This is a genomic window from Streptomyces tagetis (assembly GCF_018069565.1).
GTDB classification, from domain to species: Bacteria; Actinomycetota; Actinomycetes; order Streptomycetales; family Streptomycetaceae; genus Streptomyces; species Streptomyces tagetis.
This window is the reverse complement of sequence record NZ_JAGPNL010000001.1, coordinates 851756-871889: the sequence shown is the minus strand read 5'-3', so window position 1 is coordinate 871889 and position 20134 is coordinate 851756. Positions and strand designations below refer to the sequence as shown.

Genomic DNA, 20134 nt, shown 5'->3' with positions numbered 1-20134 from the left:
GCTCCCTCCTCCGCCCCCCGCCCCAGGGTGACGAGCCGCCCGCCCCTACCGCGCCCGCTCCACGCGGCGTTCGTCCCACACCGGTTCGGTGGTCTCCCGTACGCGGCCGTCGCTGCCGAAGACGAGGTAGCGGTCGAAGGAGCGGGCGAACCAGCGGTCGTGGGTGACCGCGAGCACCGTGCCCTCGAAGCCCTCCAGCCCCTCCTGGAGGGCTTCGGCCGACTCCAGGTCGAGGTTGTCGGTCGGCTCGTCGAGCAACAGGGCCGTCACGCCCTGGAGTTCGAGCAGCAGGATCTGGAAGCGGGCCTGCTGGCCGCCGGAGAGCCGGTCGAAGGTCTGCTCGGCCTGCCGGGTCAGCTCGTAGCGGCGCAGCCGGGACATGGCGGCGCCCCGGTCCTGGGAGTGCTCCGTCCACAGGATGTCCAGGAGGGTGCGTCCGAGGAGTTCCGGATGGGCGTGGGTCTGCGCGAAGTGCCCGGGGACCACGCGCGCGCCGAGCTTCCAGTGGCCGGTGTGGGCCACGTCCTGGCCGGCGAGCAGGCGCAGGAAGTGGGACTTGCCGGAGCCGTTGGAGCCGAGGACGGCGACGCGTTCGCCGTAGAAGACCTCCAGGTCGAAGGGTTTCATCAGGCCGGTCAGTTCCAGGGCTTCGCAGGTGAGGGCGCGCACGCCGGTGCGTCCGCCCTTCAGGCGCATGCGGATGTCCTGCTCGCGGGGCGGCTCGGGCGGCGGGCCGGCCTCCTCGAACTTGCGCAGCCGGGTCTGGGCCGCCGCGTACCGGGAGGCCATCTCGTGGCTGACCGCCGCCGCCTGACGGAGCGTCAGGACGAGTTTCTTCAACTGGGCGTGCTTCTCGTCCCAGCGGCGGCGCAGTTCCTCGAAGCGGGCGAAGCGTTCGCGGCGGGCCTCGTGGAAGGTGGCGAAGCCGCCGCCGTGCACCCAGGCGTCGGCGCCCGCGGGGCCCGGTTCGAGGGAGACGATCCGATCGGCGGAGCGGGCGAGGAGTTCGCGGTCGTGGGAGACGAACAGGACCGTCTTGCGGGTCTCGGCGAGCCGCTCCTCCAGCCAGCGCTTGCCGGGCACGTCGAGGTAGTTGTCCGGTTCGTCGAGGAGCAGCACGTCGTCGGTGCCGCGCAGCAGGGCCTCCAGGACGAGGCGTTTCTGCTCACCGCCGGAGAGGGTGCTCACCTGGCGCCACTGGGCCCGTTCGTAGGGGACGCCGAGGGCGGCCGTGGTGCAGATGTCCCACAGGGTCTCGGCCTCGTAGCCGCGGACCTCGGCCCAGTCGGAGAGGGCCTGGGCGTAGGCGAGCTGGGCGGCCTCGTCGTCGACGGTCATGATCGCGTGCTCGGCGGTGTCGACGGCGCGGGCGGCCTCGCGGATGCGCGGCGGGGCGACGGAGACCAGCAGGTCGCGGACGGTCGTCTCGTCGCGGACGGAGCCCACGAACTGCCGCATCACGCCGAGGGAGCCGCCCACGGTGACACCGCCGCCATGCGGGGTCAGTTCACCGGCGAGCAGGCGCAGCAGGGTCGTCTTGCCGGCCCCGTTGGGTCCCACGAGGGCCGCGACGGTGCCCTCCCCCACCCGGAAGGAGACGTCGCCGAGGAGCGGCCTCCCGTCGGGAAGGTGGTGTTCGAGGTGCGCGGCTTCGAGATGACCCATGGAACCGGATTCTGTGGCCCGGCCCGGCCCGTGGCAAACCCATTTCCCCCGGCGGACCGGCCGGTACGGGGCGGCGGCGGACGGGGCCCGCAGGAAACGGCGTCCTCGGGGTAGGCGGGTGCCATGAGCCCCGACGTAGACCTCACCGCCCCGACGCCCGGCCCGCGCCCGCTGCGCACCGCCTTGCTGCGGCTGGACCGGCGTGTGTTCGAGGCCGTCGCCGCCCGGCGCTGGCCCGGTGCCGACCCGCTGCTGCCCGGCCTGAGCCGCGCCGCCGACCACGGCGTGCTGTGGTGCGCGGTGGCGGCGGCGCTGGCCGCGTCCCGCACCCCGCGGGCCCGCCGGGCCGCCGCCCGGGGTCTGGCCTCCCTCGGCCTCGCCTCCCTGACGATCAACACCCTCGGCAAGCGCACGGTGCGCCGCCCCCGGCCCACTCTGGACCCGGTGCCGCTGGTGCGGCGGCTGCGCCGGCAGCCGATCACCACGTCGTTCCCGTCGGGACACGCCGCGTCGGCCGCCGCCTTCGCCACGGGGGTGGCGCTGGAGTCCCCGGCGTGGGGCGCGGTGGTGGTGGCGCCGGCCGCCGCGGTCACCGTCTCCCGGATCTACACGGGCGTGCACTTCCCGAGCGACGTGGTGGCGGGCGCGGCCCTGGGGGTGGTCGCGGCGTTCGCGGTGCGGGGCATGGTCCCGACGCGGGCGCAGCTCCTGCCGCCGGCCCGGCCGCGGGCGCGGGTGCCTGCGCTGTCGGGGGGCGACGGACTGGTGATGGTGGCCAACGTCGGTTCGGGCACCGCCGACCGGGTGCGGGCGCTGTGCGAGGAACTGCCCCTGGCGGAGGTCGTGGAGTGTGAACCGGACGACCTGGCAGCCGAGTTGGAGCGGGCGGCGGGCCGGGCGAAGGTGCTCGGGGTGTGCGGCGGCGACGGCACGGTCAACGCCGCCGCCGAGGTGGCGCTCCGGCACGGGCTGCCGCTGGCGGTGCTCCCGGGCGGCACGCTCAACCACTTCGCCTACGACCTGGGCGTGGAGGACGTCCGGGACCTGTGCGGGGCGCTGGAGCGGGGCGAGGGGGTCCGGGTGGACGTGGGCCGCTTCGCGTCGGGCCGGCGGAGCGGGATCTTCCTCAACACCTTCAGCCTCGGCGTCTACCCGGAACTGGTGCGCGAGCGGGAGCGGCGCTCGCACCGGATCGGCGGCTGGCCTGCCGGGGTGCTCGCCGCGGTACGGGTGCTGCGCGCGGACCGGCATCCGCTGGAGGCGCGGGTGGCCGGGCGGCGGCGCCCGCTGTGGATGCTGTTCGCGGGCAACGGCACGTACCACCGGATGGGCCTGGCGCCGGGGCGGCGGCTGGACCTGGCGGACGGGAAGCTGGACGTCCGGGTGGTGCACGGGGGACGGCGGCCGGCGCTGCGCCTGCTGTCGGCGGCCCTCGCCGGTCCGCTGACCCGCTCCCCCGCGCACGCCGCGGTGCGGGTGACGCGGCTGCGGCTGGCCGGGGTCGCGCCGGGCACGCTGCTCGCGTACGACGGGGAACTCACCGAGACGCGGGGCGACCTCACGCTGGAGAAGCTGCCCGAGGCGCTCACCGTCTACCGTCCGCTCTCCGGCAGCCGCCCCTCCGCCGCCACGCCCTGACCCTCCTCCCCGGCCACCCTCAGTCCGTATGGTGAAACACGGGTCTCACCATACGGCTGGCGGGCGTACGGTGGTCCCGGCGCCGGGCGGGGCATGCGAGACCCCCGCGTGCCGGTGTGCCAGGTCGCCGGGAAGGGGTTCAGCCATGCCGACACCGCGGGAGACCGCCGTCTACACGCACGGGCACCACGAGTCGGTGCTGCGGTCGCACACCTGGCGCACCGCCGCCAACTCCGCGGCGTACCTGCTCGGTTCGCTGCGCCCGGACATGAGAGTCCTGGACGTCGGCTGCGGACCGGGCACCATCACCGCCGACCTGGCCGAGCTGGTCCCGGACGGTCACGTCACGGGCCTGGACCGGGAGCCGGCGATCCTGGAGCGGGCGCGGGCCGGCACCGCCGAACGGGGCCTGGGCCACGTCGACTTCACCGCCGGGGACGTGCACGCCCTGGGCTTCCCGGACGACTCCTTCGACGTGGTCCACGCCCACCAGGTGCTCCAGCACGTCGGCGATCCGGTGGCGGCGCTGCGCGAGATGCGGCGCGTGGTCCGGCCGGGCGGACTGGTCGCCGTCCGCGACGCCGACTACGGCGCCATGACCTGGTACCCGGAGATCCCCGGGCTGGACGACTGGCTCGGCCTCTACCGCCGGGTGGCCCGCGCCAACGGGGGCGAGCCGGACGCCGGGCGGCGGCTGCGGGCCTGGGCGCTGGAGGCGGGCTTCACCGACGTCACGGCGACCTCGGCCACCTGGACCTTCGCCACACCGGAGGAACGGCGGTGGTGGAGCGGCCTGTGGGCGGAGCGCACCGTGGCCTCCGCGTACGCCGGGCGGGCCACGTCCGGCGGCCACGCGACCGACGCGGAACTGCGGGCCGTTGCCGCCGCGTGGCGGCAGTGGGGGGAGCGGCCGGAGGGCTGGTTCGCCGTGCTGCACGGGGAGATCCTGTGCCGCGAGCCCGGCCGGGGAGGCGCGGGCGGGGGCGGCGCCTGACGAGTCGGCGCGGCCCGGGTTCACTCGCGGCGCGGCAGCGGCCGGTGTGCCCAGGTCCAGGTCACCGAGGGCCGGTCTCGCGGCGTTCGCCGACGGTCATGCGCGCTCACCCGCGCTCTCGCCGGCCTCCGGCTCCGCCGTCTCCTCGCCCGTCTCCTCGCCCGCGAAGGAGTACGCCGCCCACGGGCCGGTCAGTTCCACGCGGAGGCCGGGGACGTCGTCCCTGGCGCGGTCCACCCGTTCGACGAACTCCTCGGAGGCGTCCCGCCGCACGAGGTAGGCGGCGTTCAGGACATCGGGGCCGGCCGCGCCCGACGGCCCCGGGTCCCGCGGCGCGTGCGGCCGGGCGTCGTCCGCGCGGGCGGAGAGCGACGCGTGCAGCCGCGCGGCGAACTCCTCGGCCCGCTGCCGCGGGTGGTCCGGTCCGGAAGCGGACCGGGACGCCGGTTCGGCGGATTCGGCGGATTCGGCGGATTCGGCGGATTCTTCCGGCGCGTCGACATACACCTTGACCCCCCACTCCACCCGGCCCGCCAGCCGGTCCAGGGTGCGCAGGAACTCCTCCTCGCGCCGCTCGATCATCACGCGGACGGCGCTGTCGTCCCGGAAGACGGTGGCCGGCCGGAGCGGCAGCGGTGTGGTCACGGCGGTGAGCGCGTCGACGACCTGCTGGTGGGCCCGCGCGGTGCCGGCCGGCCAGTCCGGGTCGTCCCGGTGAGCCCGCAGCGCCTCCTCCGAGAAGTCGGCCTCGGGCACGTGACTGACCACCGCGACCAGGCCGTGGTGGGTCAGCAGTCTCGGCGGGGCGCCCGCCACACCCGGCAACTGGGCCTGGAGCGCGGCGCCGAAGGGCCGGCAGACGGCGTACACGTAGCGCAGTCCCGTCATGGTGCCGGCTCCTTTCCGGAAGCCCTTGTCCAGTACCCGTTCCGGGATGTCGGCGTGGTTCGCGCTCCGGCCCCGGCCTCAGGGATCGGGGAGCGGGCTCGGGGTGGTCATGGACGGTTCCCCCGCTCGTCGCCCTCGGCCTCGTCGTCGTACTCGTCGTCGGGTTCGCCGTCGCCCGCTTCCCCGTCGTCGTCCTCCTCGTCCTCGTCCTCGTCCCGGTCCTCGTCCTCCTCCTCGTCCTCGTACGAGTCCTCCGGCTCCTCGTCCGGTCCCTCGCCCTGCTCGTCGGCCTCCTCGGCCTCCCGTTCCTCCTCGGCGACCGCGTCCTCGTGCTCCTGGACGACCTCGCTGTCGCGGATCTCGCCGCGCCAGCCGTCCTCCGCCTCACCCATGAGGGTGATGTGCCGGGCGAAGTTCTTGAGGTCCAGCCGGGTGCGGCGGCCCTGGGCCCGCCAGATGTTGCCGGTCTTCTCGAAGAACCCCTGGGGGTAGTACTCGATGACCAGCACGATGCGGGTGAGGCGGTCGGCGATCCGGTGGAAGGTGACGACGCCCCGTGTGGTGCCCTTGGCGCCCTCCGAGGTCCAGGAGATCCGCTCGTCCGGCACCTGCTCGGTGGTGGTCGCCTTCCAGGCGCGGCTGGACCACAGGATCTTGAGCTGCCAGTCGGAGGTCGTGTCGTCGGCGACCTTCACGTTCTGGACGCCCTTGGCGAAGCTCTTGAACTCCTCGTACTGCGTCCACTGGTCGTAGGCCGTGCGCAGCGGTACGCCGACGTCGACGGATTCGATGATCACCGTCGACTTCTGTCCGGCGCCCGGCTGACGCTCGCCCTTGTCCTTCCCGCCGCCGCCGAGGTTCTTCACCGCGCCGGTCACACTGTCCTTGGCGTGGGAGGCGCCGGCCTCCACCACGCTGCGCAACGGGCCCTTGCCCTCGGCGATCTTGCGCCCGCCTTCGAGGGCGAGCCGGGCGATGCCGGGGCTGTTGCCCTCGGCGATGTCGTTCAGCTTGCCCGTGGTCTCGCCGAGCTTGCGGCCGGCCCCGGCCATCAGGCGCTGTGCCTGGGCGGCCAGGTACTCCTGCACCTCCGTCTTGAGCCGGTCGACCGCCTCGCTGCGGGCCAGATCGCCGATCGGGTTCTCCTTCGCGGCCTTGCCCGCCTTGGAGGCCGCCGCTCCGAGGGTGTCCGTCATCGTTCACCGCCGCCCTTCGGGGGCCTGGTCCGGGTGGCGCGCGGGGCGCTCACCGACTCCGTCCGCTCACCCGCCGCCTTTCCGGCGAGCCGCGCCTTCTTCGCCGCCGTCTTCCTGACGGTGGCCTTTCTGGTGGGGGCCTTCTCGTCCGTCCTGCGCGCTCGGGAGGACGCCCTCCTCGCCTCCCGGTCGCCGCGCGACGCACGGCGTTCGCCGCGCTTGTGCTCCGCCGGGGCTTCGGGCTCTGTCCCGCCCTCGGGCTCACCGGTGTCCTCCGACGCCTCGGGCTCCTCGGATTCCTCGGGCTCTTCGGGCTCTTCGGGCTCCTCCGACTCCTCGGCGCCTTCCGGTTCCTCGGCGTCACGAGGCTCGTCGGCGCCCTCGGTCTCCTCCGCGCCCTCGGTGTCCTCGGTGTCCTCGGTGTCCTCCGGTTCCCCGTCCGTTGCTTCGGGCACCGCTCCGGAGAGCTGGTCGCGCAGGTCGGCGGTGCGACCGTGCAGGCGGTCGGCGAGTCCGTCGATCTGGCGCTCGACGAGGGCGCCGGAGGCCGCCGAGCCGACACCGCGCAGGTCGGTGCGGAGCTGGTCCCCGATCTCCTTGAACTGCGGGTTCTCCCGCAGTTGCGTGGAGACCAGTTCGGCCACGCCCTTGGGCGTCAGGTTGAGCTTCCTGCCCGCGGCCAGGGTGCCCACGGCGATGGCCAGTTTCAGTTTCCTGGTCCGTCCCAGCAGGTATCCAGCCCCTACCGCGAGGCCCATTCCGGTTCGATTCATGGTGACGTCCCGTCGCCCCATCCCGCGCTCGCGCGCGTCGCGATCTCCAGCCGGTCCTGGAACTGCGCCTCCGGACAGCGCAGTTCCGCACTTTCGGATCTCAGCCCCATGTCCTCACCCCGATCCGGCCTCCGCCGCCGTGGCGCCGGCGCCTCCGGCCGCGGTGCCCGCCGGCTCGGCGGGTCCGGGTTCGACGAAGCTGTACGGCGGCAGCGGTCCGTTCACCCGCACCTCCACGTGCGGCAGTTCGGTACGCACGCGTTCCACCGCGCCCAGGAAGCGTTCGGCTGCCTCCCGGTCGACCAGGAAGGAGAGGTTGGCGAGCCAGCCCGTGGACTCCGGGCCCGTGCTGACCGCCTCCGCGACGGGCTCCAGGACCCGTTCCAGGGCGGTGGCGTCCTCGGCCTCCCGGGTCTGCACGGCCGCGGCGACCATCTCACCGAGCCGGATCTTCGCTTGGTAACTGCCGCCTCCCGCTTGGCGATTGGCCTCCGCGAGGGCGCGGATCTCCGTGTTCTCGGCCATCACCTGGTGCAGGACCGCCTCTTCCACGTGGTTGGCCTTGACGTTGTACTCGACCCGCCCGTCCAGGGCGCGCAGCCGCTCGCGGTAGTGCTCGGCGCGTTCGGCGAGCACCGCGGTGACCGTGTCGTCGTCGGGGGAGACGCTGCCGAAGCGCATCGGCAGTACGCAGCCGGCGGCGCCGGCCTCGGCCAGCACGCTCTGGTGGGCCAGCAGGTCCCGGCGCCTGGGGCGCAGTCCCTCGGGCGCGTCGCTGACGACCGCCGCGAGGTCGCCCTCCTCCAGCACCCGTACCTCGCGCGGAGGGTCGCCGACACCGCCCATCCCCTCGGGCAGCGCGGGGTGCGAGCGGGCGCCGATGGCGTAGACGTAGGTGCTCACTCCTGCTCCTCCTTCCGGCGCGAGGTCGCCTTGCGGACCCGTGGACGCGAGGGCCCCGCCGGGGGCCTTCGTCGCGGGCCTGCCGGAAGGCGACGGCGATGGTCTCGACGGCACCGGACAGCGCGCCCTTGGACGGCGCACTCTGTGACTCCTGGTGACTCTGTGACTCCAGCGGACTTTGCGGCTCCTGCGGACTTTGTGGCTCCTGCCGGCTTTGTTTCTTCCGGGTCTCCTGTGGCTTCTCCACGCCACTTCTCCCCACGGGTGGCCGCATGCGTGGTGGCCAAACCTCACCGCATTCCGATCCCGCCGCGCCCCGACAACCCCGACAACCCCGACAGCCCCGCTCATCCGCCGAGCGCCCTCAGCCTGCGCCGGGCGGGCCCCAGGGAGCGCGGGCGGCTCATGATCCCCTCCCAGGGCCGGGTCCGCGCCTGGTCGACGGCGTCGGCGACGGTCCAGCGGCGGGCGTGCAGCGCGGGGTCGTCGAGCTGGTCCCAGGAGACGGGGGTGGCCACGGGCGCCCCGGGGCGGGCCCGGACGGTGTAGGGGGCGACGGCGGTCTGCGCGTAGGCGTTGCGCTGGATGTCGAGGTAGAGCCGGTCGCCGCGGTCCTTCTTGCGGGCGGCGGTGGTGAGCAGCCCGGGGTGTCCGCCGACCAGCTTCTCGGCGACCTCTCGGGCGAACTCCCGTACCTCGTCGAATTCCTGTCGTGGCGTCAGGGGAACGACGACGTGCAGCCCCCGGGAGCCGGTGGTCATGAGGCCCGAGGGCAGCCTCAGTTCGCCGAGGAGGTCGCCCAGGAGCCGGGCCGCCGTGCGGACCTGCGCGAAGTCGTCGCCGGACGGGTCGAGGTCGAAGACCAGGCGGTCCGGCCGCCGCACGCTCGTGGTCCGCGAGAGCCACCGGTGCAGGGTGAGGGCGGCCTGGTCGACGAGGTACAGGAGGGTGGCGCTGTCGTCGCAGACCGTGTGCACGACGGTGCCGCCCTCCTTGGCGACCTCGGCCCGCGTGATCCACTCCGGATAGCCCTCCGGGGTGTTCTTCTGCATGAAGGTCGGCCCGCCGAGCCCGTCCGGGTGGCGTTCCAGCATCAGCGGACGCCCTCGCAGGTGCGGCACCATGAACGGGGCGACGGCCCGGTGGTACTCCACCAGGTCGCCCTTGGTGTACGGGCCGGCCCCGTCCCCGGCCGGGAGGATGACCTTGTCCGGCCGGTGGACCTCCACCCGCCGCCGGCCGGCCCGCACGGTCCGTACGCCGCCGGCGCTCACGCGACGAGCGCCTCCCCCACCAGCAGACGGCCGGCCGCCACGATGTTCTCGGCGTCGATCCCGGCGGCGTGCAGTTGCTCCGCGGGGGAGGCGGAGCCCGGCATGGTGCGCACGGCGAGCCGCACCAGGCGCGGCACCGGCCGCCCGTCGGTGAAGGCGTCGAGGACCGCGTCGCCGAGGCCGCCCTCGGCCCGGTGGTCCTCCACCGTCAGCAGGCAGCCCGTCTCCTCGGCCGCCCGGCGCAGGGTCTCCCGGTCGACGGGCTTGACCGAGTACAGGTCGATCACCCGGACCGGGATGTCGTCGGCGGCCAGCGCGTCGGCGGCCGACAGCGCCTCGTGCAGGGTGACGCCCGCGGCGACGACGGTGAGCCGGTCCCGGTCCGAGGAGCGCAGGACCTTGCTCCCGCCGACCGGGAACGTCTCGTCGGGTCCGTAGATCACCGGGGTCTTGCCGCGTGAGGTGCGCAGGTAGCGGATGCCGTCCAGGTCGGCCATCGCGGCGACCAGGCGCGCGGTCTGGTGGGCGTCGCACGGGTAGAGCACCGTGGAGCCGTGGATGGACCGCATCATCGCCAGGTCCTCCACGCCCATCTGGCTGGGCCCGTCCTCGCCGATGGCGACCCCCGCGTGGGACCCGACGAGGTTGACGGGGGAACCGCTGATGGACGCCATGCGCACGAAGTCGTGGGCCCGGGTGAGGAAGGCCGCGAAGGTCGTGGCGTACGGGACCCAGCCGCGCGAGGCCATGCCCACCGCGGCGGCGACCATCTGCTGCTCGGCGATGTAGCACTCGAAGTAGCGCTCCGGGTGCTCCTTGGCGAAGAACTCGGCGCGGGTGGAGTCGCCGACCTCGCCGTCGAGCGCGACCACGTCACCTCGGGCGGTGCCGAGCGCGGCGAGGGCCTTCCCGAAGGCGTCGCGGGTGGCGACCTGCTCGCCGAGGTCGTGGCGGGGCAGGTCGAGGCGGCCGGTGCCGAAGCGGCGCGGGGCCTGGGCGGAGGGCGGTTCCTGCACCCGTACGTGCAGGTCGCGGGGGCCGCCGAGTTCGGCGATGGCCTCGTCGGCGTCCGGCAGCGGTTTGCCGTGCTGGCCCTCGCGGTTCTCCACCGAGGCGACGCCCTTGCCCTTGAGCGTGCGGGCGAGGACGACGGTGGGCCGGCCCTTGGTGGACAGGGCCTCGCCGTAGGCGCGGTCGATGGCGTCTATGTCGTGGCCGTCGATCTCGATGGCGTGCCAGTCGAAGGCGCGGAAGCGGCGCGCGTAGGCGTCCAGGTCGTGGCCGTGCCGGGTCGGGCCGCGCTGGCCGAGCCGGTTGACGTCCACGATCAGGGTGAGGTTGTCCAGGTGCTCGTACCCGGCGTGCTCGGCGGCCTCCCAGATCGAGCCCTCGGCCAGTTCGCTGTCGCCGCACAGCACCCACACGCGGTGGTCGTCGTGGTCCAGCCGCTTGCCGGACAGGGAGATGCCGACGCCGATGGGCAGGCCCTGGCCGAGCGAGCCGGTGGCCGTCTCGACCCAGGGCAGCCGCCGGGGCGTGGGGTGGCCCTCCAGCCGGCTGCCCAGCTTGCGGAAGGTGAGCAGTTCCCCGTCGTCGATGGCGCCGGCCGCCTTGAAGGCGGAGTACAGCAGCGGGGAGGCGTGGCCCTTGGAGAGGACGAAGCGGTCGTTGCCGGGGTGGTCGGGCCGGTCGAAGTCATAGCGCAGGTGGCGGCCGAGGAGGACGGCCATCAGGTCCGCGGCCGACATCGAGGACGTCGGGTGTCCGGAGGCCGCGGAGGCGGCGGCGCGGACGCTGTCGACGCGCAGTTGCTGACCGAGTTCGGCGAGTTCACCGGTGTTCATGAGGCTCCTTCCCCGGGTTCCTCTGGTTCCTCTGGTTCTTCGGGCTCTTAGGGGTCTTCGGGGTCTTCAGGGTCTTCGGGGTTCGTCTCGTTCCTTTGGTGCGTCTGGTTCTTCTGGTTCTTCTGGTGTGTCTGGTTCCCCTGGTTGCCGCGGGCCGCCGTGCCGCCGGGTACCCGGGCCAGCTCGGGCGACGCCGACTCCAGCGGCACCGACCAGGACCGGACGAGTCCCAACTGCACGGCCTGGCGCGGCAGGACCGCGTCCAGCAGCCAGTCGGCGGCGACCCTGACCCGGTTGCCGCCCGGCATCGCCGCGAGGTGGTAGCCGCGGGCCACCGCACCCGCCGCCGCGCCGGGGAGCGGGATGCCGAACGGGTCGGCGGCGCCCCGGGTGCCGCCCAGGTCGACGACGAAGCCCAGGTCGCGGTGGTGGTAGGGCCGCCACGGTCCGAGCCCCAGGGACGCGGCGACGTTGCGGGCGCAGACGGCGCCCTGCCGCCAGGCGTGCTGCGCGGTCATCGGCGTGTACCGGCCGGGCCGGGCGAGGTCGGGGACCGCGGCCACGTCACCGCAGGCGAACAGCGCCTCGCACCCCGGCACCCGCAGGTACGTGTCCACCAGCAGCCGCCCGCGCTCCAGGGGGAGCCCCAGCGCCTCCACCAGCGGGTCGGGGCGCACCCCCACGCACCACACCAGCGTGCGGGTGGCGAGGGAGGTGCCGTCGCTGAGCACCACCCCGCCGTGCGTGGCCTCCCGTACGGAGGTGCCGGTGCGCACGTCGACGCCGCGCCGGCGCAGCACCCGCTCGGCGGTGCGGGAGAGCCGTTCGTCCATCTCGGGCAGGACCCGGTCCGCGACGTCCAGCAGCGTCCAGCGGGGCCGCAGGCCGTTCGGCAGCGGGCGCCGCCGGACCTGGGAGTCGGTGTACATCTGGCCGTGCGCCGCGACCTCCGTACCGGTGTATCCGGCACCGACCACGACGAAGGTGCAGCGGGCTCGGCTCTCCTCGGGGTCGTCGCCCGCGGCGGCCAGTTCGACCTGGCGGGTGACGTGGTCGCGCAGGTAGAGCGCCTCGGGCAGGCCGCGGAAGCCGTGGGCGTGCTCGGCGACCCCCGGGACGGGCAGCAGCTTGTTGACGCTGCCGGCGGCGAGCACCAGCCGGTCGTAGCGGAGCGTGCCCCGCCCGCCCTCCGGGCCGGTGTAGCGCACGGTCCGCTCCTCGGGGTCGATGCCGTCGGCCTCGCCGAGGACCAGCCGCACCCGGGGCAGGGTGCCGGAGAGGGAGACGCTGACCCGGCGCGGCTCCAGCACCCCGGCGGCGACCTGCGGCAGCAGGGGCACGTACAGGAAGTAGTCGGTCGGGTTGAGCAGCACGATGTCCGCCTGCTGCCGGGTCAGCCGGGACAGGGAGCGGGCCGTCCGGTACCCGGCGAAGCCGGCACCGACGATCACGATCCGGGGTCGGCTCACGGTTCGCCTCCGGGCTCTCGCATCACGCGTGAGCCTTCCGCGTCCCCGTGACCGGGGCGCCCAAACGTCCGCCGGTCCCGCCGGACGCCTCGGTGGTGGAGCGGTACCGCAAGGGCGGGGGCGGCGGGAAACCGGTCAGCGGCGGCACGAAGGTCTGCCACGGCACCGACCGGGACGCGGCGGTGCGCGAGGTGCGCCGGCTCCGCTCCCCGGCGGGCCGGGCCGGGTGCCGCCCTCGCCGCGGCGCTTCGAGCAGGCGCAGACGCCGGTCACCGAGGACATGGTGCGCGCGAACCGGGTCTGCGGGGACGACGTGGACGAGCACATCGCCGTTCCGGGTCCGGGGCACCCGGTGCGGCATGCCAACTAGGCTCGCCCGTATGGACATTCTGGGAGCCACACTGCGTATCTACGTCGACGACCTGGACCGGGCGGTCCCGTTCTACGAGGGGCTGGCGGGCGCCCCGGCCCAGCGTTTCGCACGCGGCGGCGTCCAGGCCGCGGCGGTCGGCTGCTTCCTGCTGATGAGCGGGCCCGAGTCCCAGATCTCGGTACTGCGCGCGGTCTCGGCGACCATCGCCGTCACCGACGTCGAGGAGACCGGGCGGGTGCTCGCCGGGCTCGGCGCCGACATCGTCGCCGGACCGGTCGTGACCCCCGCCGGGCGCAACCTGATCGCCCGTCACCCGGACGGCACGGTCTACGAGTACGTGGACCGGCGGGCCGCCTGAACCGTCCGGCCGGGCGGTTCAGCGACCGTCCGGCCGGGCGGGCGCGTCCCGCCCGGCCGGCGGGCGGTCAGGCGGAGGCGGGGCCCTCCGCGGTGCGGGCCCAGCGCTGGTGGTCGCGCCAGGCCCCGTCGACGAAGAGCATCTTCGGGGAGAAGCCCTCCAGGTGGAAACCGCAGGCGCGGGCGAGCGCGATCGAGGCGGCGTTGCCCGGCTGCACGTTGATCTCCAGCCGGTGCAGCCCCATCGGGCCGAAGGCGTGGCGGACCACGAGGTCCAGCCCCTCCCGCATCAGACCGCGGCCGGCCGCGTGGGCGAAGGCGCCGTAGCCGAGCGCCCCGCTGAGGAAGCCGCCCTCGACGATGTTGTTGATGTTGATGAAACCGGCGATGTCTCCGCCGTCCTTCTCGCAGACCAGGAACCCGGCCCGGGTCGGGTCCTCGGTCAGCCGGGTCGCGTAGGCGGCGTAGGTGTCGGCGCGGTCGGGCGGGAAGAGCCAGGGGTGGTGCAGGTCCCGGCTCTCGCGTACCCGGGCGGTGAACTCGGGGCCGTCCTCGTGGGTGTGGTGCCGCAGGACCACGCGGGGGCCCTCGGCGAGGTGGCGGGCGGTGGAATGCGGCATCCCGCCACCCTACGACGGCCCTCCGGCACCCGGCGCCGGACCGCGCACCTCGCCCCGCACCGGACCTCGCCACTCGCCCCGGACGCCCGTCCGACCGACCGAGCCCTCGCCCCGCGCCCGACCGCGCACCTCGCCCCGGACGCCCATCCGACCGACCTCGCCCCGCCCCACGCCCGTCCGTCCGCCCCCGCCCCCGGCGGCCCGTCCGCCCTCCGAGCGCCCCGCCCATCCCCGAGCCCCCGCCGGGCCCTCAGCGCAGGGCCGGCGCGTCCAGTGTCAGCGTCCCGGCGTCGGCGTCGAGCTCCGCCGCCGTGCCGAAGGGCACCGTCAGCGCCCCCGTGCCGTGCCCGAATCCGACCTCCTCGGCGACCGGCACGCCGAGCCCGCCGAGCCGGTCGGCCAGCATCTCCCGCAGCCCGGCCTCCGCGCACCCCTCCCAGGAGCCGAGCAGCACCCCGCGGACCCCGTCCAGCCAGCCCGCCCGCAGCAACTGGGTCAGGCAGCGGTCCAGCCGGTACGTCTCCTCGTCCACGTCCTCCAGGCAGAGCAGCCCGCCGCGCGCCGAGGGCCGGGCGAGCGGGGAGCCCAGTTCGCTGGAGAGCAGGGTCAGACAGCCGCCCAGGGTGACGCCGCGCGCCCGGCCGGGGACCAGGGCCCGCCCCGGCCAGGCCAGGGCACGCACCGACTCCGGGTCGAACAGGGTGGCCCGCAGGTGCTCCCGGGCCCGCTCGGTCCCGAGGAAGTCGACCCCGGCCGCCATCGGACCGTGCAGGGTGACCAGCCCGAGCCGGGAGGCGAACGCCTCGTGCAGCGCCGTGATGTCGCTGAAGCCGACGAAGACCTTCGGCCCGGCCGCCCGCATCGCCTCCCAGTCGAGCAGGTCGGCCATCCGCTGGGCGCCGTAGCCGCCGCGGGCGCACAGGACGGCGTCGACGGCCGGGTCGCACCAGGCGGACTGGAGGTCGGCGGCCCGGTCGGCGTCCGTGCCGGCCAGGTAGCCGAAGCGGGGGTGCCGGTCCAGGACGTGCGGGGCGACGACCGGGTCGAGGCCCCAGCCGCGCAGCACCTCGACCCCGGCCCGCAGCCGCTCCCCGGGCACGGGCCCGCTGGGCGCGACGACGGCGACCCGGGCGCCGGGGGCGAGCCGGGCCGGACGGGACAGCTCCCTCACCCGGACAGCTCCAGCGTCGGCACGCCGGGCGGCGTCAGGCCGAAGACCTGGGCGTAGAGGGAGAGTTCGGCCTCCAGGGCGCGCACCATGGTCTCCGCCCGGCGGAATCCGTGGCCCTCGCCCTCGAAGGCGAGGTAGGCGTGCGGCACCCCGCGCCCCGCCATCCGCTCCAGGAAGCGCTCGCACTGCACGGGCGGGCAGATCGCGTCGTCCAGCCCCTGGAGCAGCAGGAACGGGGCGGTGATCCGGTCGGCGTGCTCGGCGGGCGACCGCTCGGCGTACCGCTCGGGCACCTCGGCGTAGGGGCCGACCAGGGTCTCCAGGTAGCGGGACTCGAAGTCGTGGGTCTCCCCGTCGCCCCACCCGGCGAGGTCCAGGATCGGGTAGATCACCGTGCCGCAGGCGTACACGTCGGTGGAGGTCAGCGAGGCCGCCGCGGTCCAGCCGCCCGCGCTGCCGCCCCGTACGGCGAGCCGGTCCCGGTCGGCGAGTCCCTCCTCGGCGAGGGCGAGGGCGACGGCGGCGCAGTCCTCGACGTCGACGACGCCCCACTCTCCGCGCAGCCGGTTGCGGTAGGCGCGGCCGTACCCGGTGGAGCCGCCGTAGTCGACCTCGACGACGCCGATGCCGCGCGAGGTGAAGTAGGCGATCTCCAGGTCGAGGACGAGCGGCGAGCGGTGGGTGGGCCCGCCGTGCGCCCACACCACGTACGGCGGGAGTTCACCGGCGGGGCCGGTGAACTCCGGGTGGTGGGGCGGGTAGAGGTGGGCGTGGATCTCGCGTCCGCCGGGCCCGGCGAAGGTGCGGACCTCGGGGCGCGGGTAGTGGGCGGGGTCGACGGCGTCCCGGTGCGGGGCGCCGATCACGCGGGTGTGGCCGGTACGGGCGTCCAGTTCGACGACCTCGTAGCCGCGGTGCGGGCCCGCGCCGACGGCGGCGATCCGCTCTCCGTCGGCGGCCAGGGCGGGCGCGAACTCGGTCCAGGGGCCGGGCGCGTCGACGACCTCGCCGGTCTCCGGGTCGAGTATGCCGAGGGCGGTGGCGCCGCGGCCGTGCACGACGGCGATCAGCCCGTTGTCGAGCGGGGTGAACCAGCGCTGGCCGATCTTCCACAGCGCGTCGGCGAACTCCTCCTCGCGGGGGCACAGCGGCTTCCCGTCGCGGTAGAGGTTCCACCAGCCGGTGCGGTCGGAGGCCCAGAGCAGTTCCCCGGCGGCGGTCCAGTCGGCCTGGGCGACGGACTCCTCGGGGCCGCCGGCGACGGTCCGCGGCTCGCCGAAGACGCCGTCGGGGCCGATCTCGGCGACGAGCAGTTCGGTGCCGTCCCACGGCATGCGGGGGTGGTCCCAGGCGATCCAGGCCGCGCGCCGCCCGTCGGGCGAGACGCGGGCTCCGGTGACGAACCGGTGGCGGTCGTCGGTGAGTTCGCGGACGGCGCCCCGGTCGTCGGCGGCGGAGCCGTCGAGGGGGACGGCGGCCTGCACCCGGCGTACGTCGCCGGGTCCCTCGCCGGTGAACTCCTCCAGGACGCACCAGACCTCGCCGCGTTCCGGGCGAGGCCGCGGGTCGGCCCAGCGCACTCCGCCGCCCACCGGGGAGAGAGGGGTCAGCGGGCGCGGCTCGCTGCCGGGCGTCCAGGCGTAGAGCCGCTGGTCGTCGAAGTGGACGAAGACCACGCGTGGTCCCCCGTCCGCCGGGTAGGCGCCCCAGGCCCGGCCGCCGTACTCGATGACGCGGCTGCGCACGTTCCACGGCGCGGGCAGCACCGCCTCCTCGGTGCCGTCGCTCCGGCGCCGTACCAGGGTGCGCCGGCCGCCCTCGGCCGGGCGGGGCGCGCTCCACCACACCTCGTCGCCGACGAAGCCCACGTCCTCGGGGCGCCCGTCGTGCGCGGCGGCGGTCTCCGCGTCGATCGGCGAGGGCCACGATCCGTACGCCAGGGTCTGCACTGTCCGTCTCACTCCTCTCACTCCTCCCGGGAGCCCGCGCGCCTCTTCCACGGCGCCCGTGCTCCCGGATGCCGTGCGTCAGGCCGTGCGCAGGAACCGGTCGAGGACGTCGACACCGAAGTGCAGCGCCTCGACGGGGACGCGTTCGTCGACGCCGTGGAAGAGGGCCTGGTAGTCGAGGCCCTCCGGCAGCCGCAGCGGCGCGAAGCCGTAGCCGGTGATGCCGAGCCGGGAGAACTGCTTGGCGTCGGTGCCGCCCGACATGCAGTACGGGACGACGTGCCCCTCGGGGGCGAACTCCTCGACGGCGGCGCGCATCCGCGCGAAGGTCGGCGAGTCGACCGGCGCGTACAGGGCGGGCTCGCGGTGGTCGAACTCCCACTCCACGTCGGGGCCGGTGAGCCGGTCGAGGGTCTCGCGGAACTCGTCCTCGCCGCCGGGCAGGAAGCGTCCGTCGACGTGGGCGACGGCCTCGCCGGGGATCACGTTCACCTTGTAACCGGCGTCCAGCATCGTCGGGTTGGCGCTGTTGCGGACGGTGGCCTCGACCAGGGCGGCGGCGGGGCCGAGCTTGTCGAGCAGGGCGTCGACCTCGGCCGGGTCGGAGCCGATGCCGTCGGGGCCGGTCTCGATGCCGTAGAGGGCGGCGAGTGCCTCCAGGCAGGCGCGCACGGTCGGGGTCAGCCGCGGCGGCCAGGGGTGGTCGCCGATGCGGGTGATCGCCGCGGCGAGCCGGGTGACCGCGTTCTCGCGGTTGACCTTGGAGCCGTGCCCGGCCCGGCCGCGGGCGGTGAGCCGGAGCCAGCCGGTGCCGCGCTCGCCCGCCGCGATCGGGTAGATCTGGCGGCCCGCGCCGTCGTGGAAGGTGAAGGCGCCGGACTCGCTGACGCCCTCGGTGCAGCCCTCGAACAGCCCGGCGTGCCGGTCGGCGAGGAAGCCGGAGCCGTCCTCGGCGCTGGCCTCCTCGTCGGCGGTGAAGGCGATCACGATGTCCCGGCGGGGCCGCACGCCGTGCCGGGCCCAGGCCCGTACGACGGAGAGGATCATGGCGTCCATGTTCTTCATGTCGACCGCGCCGCGCCCCCAGACGACGCCGTCGCGGATCTCCCCGGAGAAGGGGTGCACGCTCCAGTCGGCCGGTTCGGCGGGCACCACGTCCAGGTGACCGTGGAGGAGGAGCGCGTCGGCGCCGGGGTCGGTGCCCTCGACGCGGGCGACGACGTTGGTGCGGCCCTCGGTGCGCTCCAGCAGGGTCGGTTCGATCCCGGCCTCGGCGAGCCGTGCGGCGGCGTACTCGGCGGCCGGCCGTTCGCGGCAGTCGCCGCCGCCCCGGTTGGTGGTGTCGATGCGGATCAGGTCGGAGGTGAAGCGGACCACCTCGTCGAACGCCTGTGCGTCGGGGGCCGGCGTCTGCTCAGCCATACTGCTCCTCCACGGCGGCCGAGGCGATCGTGGTGACCGCCTTGAAGGTCCGGATGGCCTCGAACATCGTCTCGTGGGTGTAGGCCACGCGGCGCTCCCCGCTGCGGGCCACGCCGGGCACGACGGTCGAGGCCGCCGCCAGGTGCTCGGCGTCGAACTCGACGTCCACGGTGAACGGCCCGCCGGCCACCGGTTCGCGCCGCCCGGCGACCGCCATCGCCCGCTGGGCCGCCGCGCGGATGTCGGCGGCGGTCCGGGCCGGGGTGCGGCAGACCGCGGCGTAGCGCGAGACGTGGTCCTTGACGGCGACCTTCAGCGCCTGCGGCGCGTAGCCGAGCGCGTCCTCGCAGGCCACGTCGTCGCCGGTGACCAGTACGACGGGCACCCCGTACTCGGCGACGACGTGCGCGTTGAGCAGCCCCTCGCTGGCCCGGACGCCGTTGAGCCAGACGCCGGTGATCTGGTTGGCGAGGTAGGTGTGGGCGAGGACGCCCTCCATGCCGGCGCCGCCGTGGTAGCCGATGAAGGCGATGCCGTCCACGTCGCCGTGTTGCACGCCCTCCACCATGGACAGCTCCTTGTGCCGTCCGGTGAGCATCTGCACCCGGTCGTCGAGCCGCTCCAGCAGGAGGTTGCGCATGGACCAGTGGGCCTCGTTCACGAGGACCTCGTCGGCGCCGCCGTCGAGGAAGCCGAGCGCGGCGGCGTTGACGTCCGAGGTGAACATCGGCCGGCACCGTTCCCACTGCGGCGTCCCGGGCAGCACGTCGGCCGGCCAGGTGACACCGGTGGCGCCCTCCATGTCGGCGCTGATGAGGATCTTCATGGTGCGCCACGTTACGCCCCGGTGCAAGGGCCTGCCAGGAGCGCCTCCGCCCCGGCCGTGACGCCGCGCCGGCCCGCCGTGGCGCGGCCCCCGGTCCGCCCCGGCACGGCGGATACGGGAGGTCAGGGGCGTGTACGGGCGGTCAGCCCCCGTCGGCCGGGCCCGGCTCGCCGCGCTGCTCCGGTACGGCACCGGGGCGGTCCGCGCCGTCCCCGCGGCGGCGGGCGTCCGCGTCGGCGGCGCTGTCCGTGGGCCCGCCCGGCGACCGGCCGGACGAGCCGTCCCCGTCCGCGCCTTCCGCACGCCGGCCCCCGTCGCCGGCGGCCGGGAGCAGTTTGAGCGCCGCCGCGGCGAGCGCCAGGCCGAAGCTGCCGGCGTCCACGGCCGCGGCGCCCAGAAGGCTCATCGTGAACCCGGCCGCCGCGCCGAGGAGGGCGCAGACCGCCACGAGCCGCTTCCCGCGTGCCGTGCCGTCCCGCCCGCGGGCCGGGAAGCCGTCCCCTCGATTCCTGATCACCGGTTCCTCCCTGGAGGCCGAGCCGTGCCGAACTCTGACGGTTCATCGGAGCAAGAAGCCGGGGTGTCCCACCAGCCGTACGGCCAAAGCCAGATGAAACCGGGTACCGATCCGACCGGCGCGGGACGGCGCCCCATGGAATTGGGACAACGGGCGTCCCGAATTGGCGTGGGACACCTAAGATGTTGGACGTTCCGGGACACCACCGGACAGCGACCTTGCATTCGGGGGAGACGAATGGATCAAGGCTCGGAA

At 74.8% G+C, this 20134-nt stretch carries 17 protein-coding genes and 1 pseudogene; 4 read left to right on the top strand and 14 right to left on the bottom strand.

Going from position 1 to position 20134, the window contains the following annotated elements; genetic code table 11:
- Nucleotides 1–45: 45 nt before the first annotated feature.
- Nucleotides 46–1665 carry an ABC-F family ATP-binding cassette domain-containing protein gene (locus tag J5Y05_RS03710; protein ID WP_210868275.1) on the bottom strand — a complete coding sequence of 540 codons (1620 nt, stop codon included), beginning with the start codon at nt 1663–1665 and terminating at the stop codon, nt 46–48.
- Nucleotides 1666–1788: 123 nt separating this feature from the next.
- On the opposite strand from J5Y05_RS03710, the gene J5Y05_RS03705 reads away from it, so the two are divergent.
- Together J5Y05_RS03705 and J5Y05_RS03700 are read left to right on the top strand one after the other, a co-directional pair.
- Nucleotides 1789–3303 carry a bifunctional phosphatase PAP2/diacylglycerol kinase family protein gene (locus J5Y05_RS03705; RefSeq protein ID WP_210868274.1) on the top strand — a complete coding sequence of 505 codons (1515 nt, stop codon included), beginning with the start codon at nt 1789–1791 and terminating at the stop codon, nt 3301–3303.
- 145 nt (nt 3304–3448) lie between these two features.
- On the top strand, nt 3449–4297 hold the full coding sequence (locus J5Y05_RS03700; protein ID WP_210868273.1) for a class I SAM-dependent methyltransferase: 849 nt from the start codon (nt 3449–3451) through the stop codon (nt 4295–4297).
- 96 nt (nt 4298–4393) lie between these two features.
- Here the strand turns inward: J5Y05_RS03700 and J5Y05_RS03695 are convergent, their stop codons facing one another.
- The 7 genes from J5Y05_RS03695 to J5Y05_RS03665 form a co-directional block, all read right to left on the bottom strand.
- Nucleotides 4394–5185, bottom strand: a complete 792-nt coding sequence (locus J5Y05_RS03695; protein WP_210868272.1) for a GvpL/GvpF family gas vesicle protein — start codon at nt 5183–5185, stop codon at nt 4394–4396.
- A gap of 107 nt (nt 5186–5292) precedes the next feature.
- Complete coding sequence (locus tag J5Y05_RS03690) at nt 5293–6381, bottom strand: SRPBCC family protein (RefSeq protein WP_210868271.1); 1089 nt, start codon at nt 6379–6381, stop codon at nt 5293–5295.
- Complete coding sequence (locus J5Y05_RS03685; protein ID WP_210868270.1) at nt 6378–7154, bottom strand: DNA primase; 777 nt, start codon at nt 7152–7154, stop codon at nt 6378–6380. The genes J5Y05_RS03690 and J5Y05_RS03685 overlap by 4 nt, the downstream gene beginning before the upstream one ends.
- Nucleotides 7155–7268: 114 nt before the next feature.
- The gene (locus J5Y05_RS03680) at nt 7269–8057 is read right to left on the bottom strand and encodes a GvpL/GvpF family gas vesicle protein (RefSeq protein WP_210868269.1); all 789 of its coding nucleotides are present in this window, start codon (nt 8055–8057) and stop codon (nt 7269–7271) included.
- Nucleotides 8058–8404: 347 nt separating this feature from the next.
- Nucleotides 8405–9331, bottom strand: coding sequence for a non-homologous end-joining DNA ligase (ligD, locus tag J5Y05_RS03675; RefSeq protein ID WP_210868268.1), 927 nt, complete (start codon nt 9329–9331; stop codon nt 8405–8407).
- Nucleotides 9328–11175, bottom strand: coding sequence for a transketolase (locus J5Y05_RS03670; RefSeq protein ID WP_210868267.1), 1848 nt, complete (start codon nt 11173–11175; stop codon nt 9328–9330). Before J5Y05_RS03670 ends, ligD begins: the two co-directional genes overlap by 4 nt.
- 47 nt (nt 11176–11222) lie before the next feature.
- Complete coding sequence (locus tag J5Y05_RS03665) at nt 11223–12644, bottom strand: NAD(P)/FAD-dependent oxidoreductase (RefSeq protein WP_210868266.1); 1422 nt, start codon at nt 12642–12644, stop codon at nt 11223–11225.
- An 80-nt stretch (nt 12645–12724) separates the two neighbouring features.
- Between J5Y05_RS03665 and J5Y05_RS31535 the strand changes: the two are divergent.
- Nucleotides 12725–12975, top strand: a pseudogene (locus tag J5Y05_RS31535) (LLM class F420-dependent oxidoreductase); the annotation flags it as partial.
- A 49-nt stretch (nt 12976–13024) separates the two neighbouring features.
- Nucleotides 13025–13375 carry a VOC family protein gene (locus J5Y05_RS03660; protein WP_210868265.1) on the top strand — a complete coding sequence of 117 codons (351 nt, stop codon included), beginning with the start codon at nt 13025–13027 and terminating at the stop codon, nt 13373–13375.
- A gap of 67 nt (nt 13376–13442) precedes the next feature.
- Here J5Y05_RS03660 and J5Y05_RS03655 read toward each other — a convergent pair whose 3' ends face one another.
- From J5Y05_RS03655 to J5Y05_RS03630, 6 genes are all read right to left on the bottom strand, one after another.
- Nucleotides 13443–13994, bottom strand: a complete 552-nt coding sequence (locus J5Y05_RS03655; protein ID WP_210868264.1) for a GNAT family N-acetyltransferase — start codon at nt 13992–13994, stop codon at nt 13443–13445.
- Nucleotides 13995–14244: 250 nt separating this feature from the next.
- Nucleotides 14245–15165, bottom strand: coding sequence for a S66 peptidase family protein (locus J5Y05_RS03650; RefSeq protein ID WP_210868263.1), 921 nt, complete (start codon nt 15163–15165; stop codon nt 14245–14247).
- The gene (locus J5Y05_RS03645; RefSeq protein WP_210868262.1) at nt 15162–17126 is read right to left on the bottom strand and encodes a prolyl oligopeptidase family serine peptidase; all 1965 of its coding nucleotides are present in this window, start codon (nt 17124–17126) and stop codon (nt 15162–15164) included. The genes J5Y05_RS03650 and J5Y05_RS03645 overlap by 4 nt, the downstream gene beginning before the upstream one ends.
- A 66-nt stretch (nt 17127–17192) precedes the next feature.
- The gene (locus J5Y05_RS03640; protein WP_210868261.1) at nt 17193–18536 is read right to left on the bottom strand and encodes a M20/M25/M40 family metallo-hydrolase; all 1344 of its coding nucleotides are present in this window, start codon (nt 18534–18536) and stop codon (nt 17193–17195) included.
- Entirely contained in the window at nt 18529–19362 is an 834-nt protein-coding gene (locus J5Y05_RS03635) for a M55 family metallopeptidase (RefSeq protein ID WP_210868260.1), read from the bottom strand. The genes J5Y05_RS03640 and J5Y05_RS03635 overlap by 8 nt, the downstream gene beginning before the upstream one ends.
- A 142-nt stretch (nt 19363–19504) precedes the next feature.
- Nucleotides 19505–19879: a hypothetical protein gene (locus J5Y05_RS03630; RefSeq protein WP_210868259.1), complete on the bottom strand. Its 375-nt coding sequence runs from the start codon at nt 19877–19879 to the stop codon at nt 19505–19507.
- Nucleotides 19880–20134 lie beyond the last annotated feature (255 nt).

Coding starts and splice junctions, on each gene's coding strand:
- J5Y05_RS03710 (WP_210868275.1), bottom strand. CDS start 1,665: ATGGGTCATCTCGAAGCCGCGCACCTCGAACACCACCTTCCCGACGGG.
- J5Y05_RS03700 (WP_210868273.1), top strand. CDS start 3,449: ATGCCGACACCGCGGGAGACCGCCGTCTACACGCACGGGCACCACGAG.
- J5Y05_RS03705 (WP_210868274.1), top strand. CDS start 1,789: ATGAGCCCCGACGTAGACCTCACCGCCCCGACGCCCGGCCCGCGCCCG.
- J5Y05_RS03670 (WP_210868267.1), bottom strand. CDS start 11,175: ATGAACACCGGTGAACTCGCCGAACTCGGTCAGCAACTGCGCGTCGAC.
- J5Y05_RS03655 (WP_210868264.1), bottom strand. CDS start 13,994: ATGCCGCATTCCACCGCCCGCCACCTCGCCGAGGGCCCCCGCGTGGTC.
- J5Y05_RS03640 (WP_210868261.1), bottom strand. CDS start 18,536: ATGGCTGAGCAGACGCCGGCCCCCGACGCACAGGCGTTCGACGAGGTG.
- J5Y05_RS03685 (WP_210868270.1), bottom strand. CDS start 7,154: ATGAATCGAACCGGAATGGGCCTCGCGGTAGGGGCTGGATACCTGCTG.
- J5Y05_RS03695 (WP_210868272.1), bottom strand. CDS start 5,185: ATGACGGGACTGCGCTACGTGTACGCCGTCTGCCGGCCCTTCGGCGCC.
- J5Y05_RS03660 (WP_210868265.1), top strand. CDS start 13,025: ATGGACATTCTGGGAGCCACACTGCGTATCTACGTCGACGACCTGGAC.
- J5Y05_RS03690 (WP_210868271.1), bottom strand. CDS start 6,381: ATGACGGACACCCTCGGAGCGGCGGCCTCCAAGGCGGGCAAGGCCGCG.
- J5Y05_RS03635 (WP_210868260.1), bottom strand. CDS start 19,362: ATGAAGATCCTCATCAGCGCCGACATGGAGGGCGCCACCGGTGTCACC.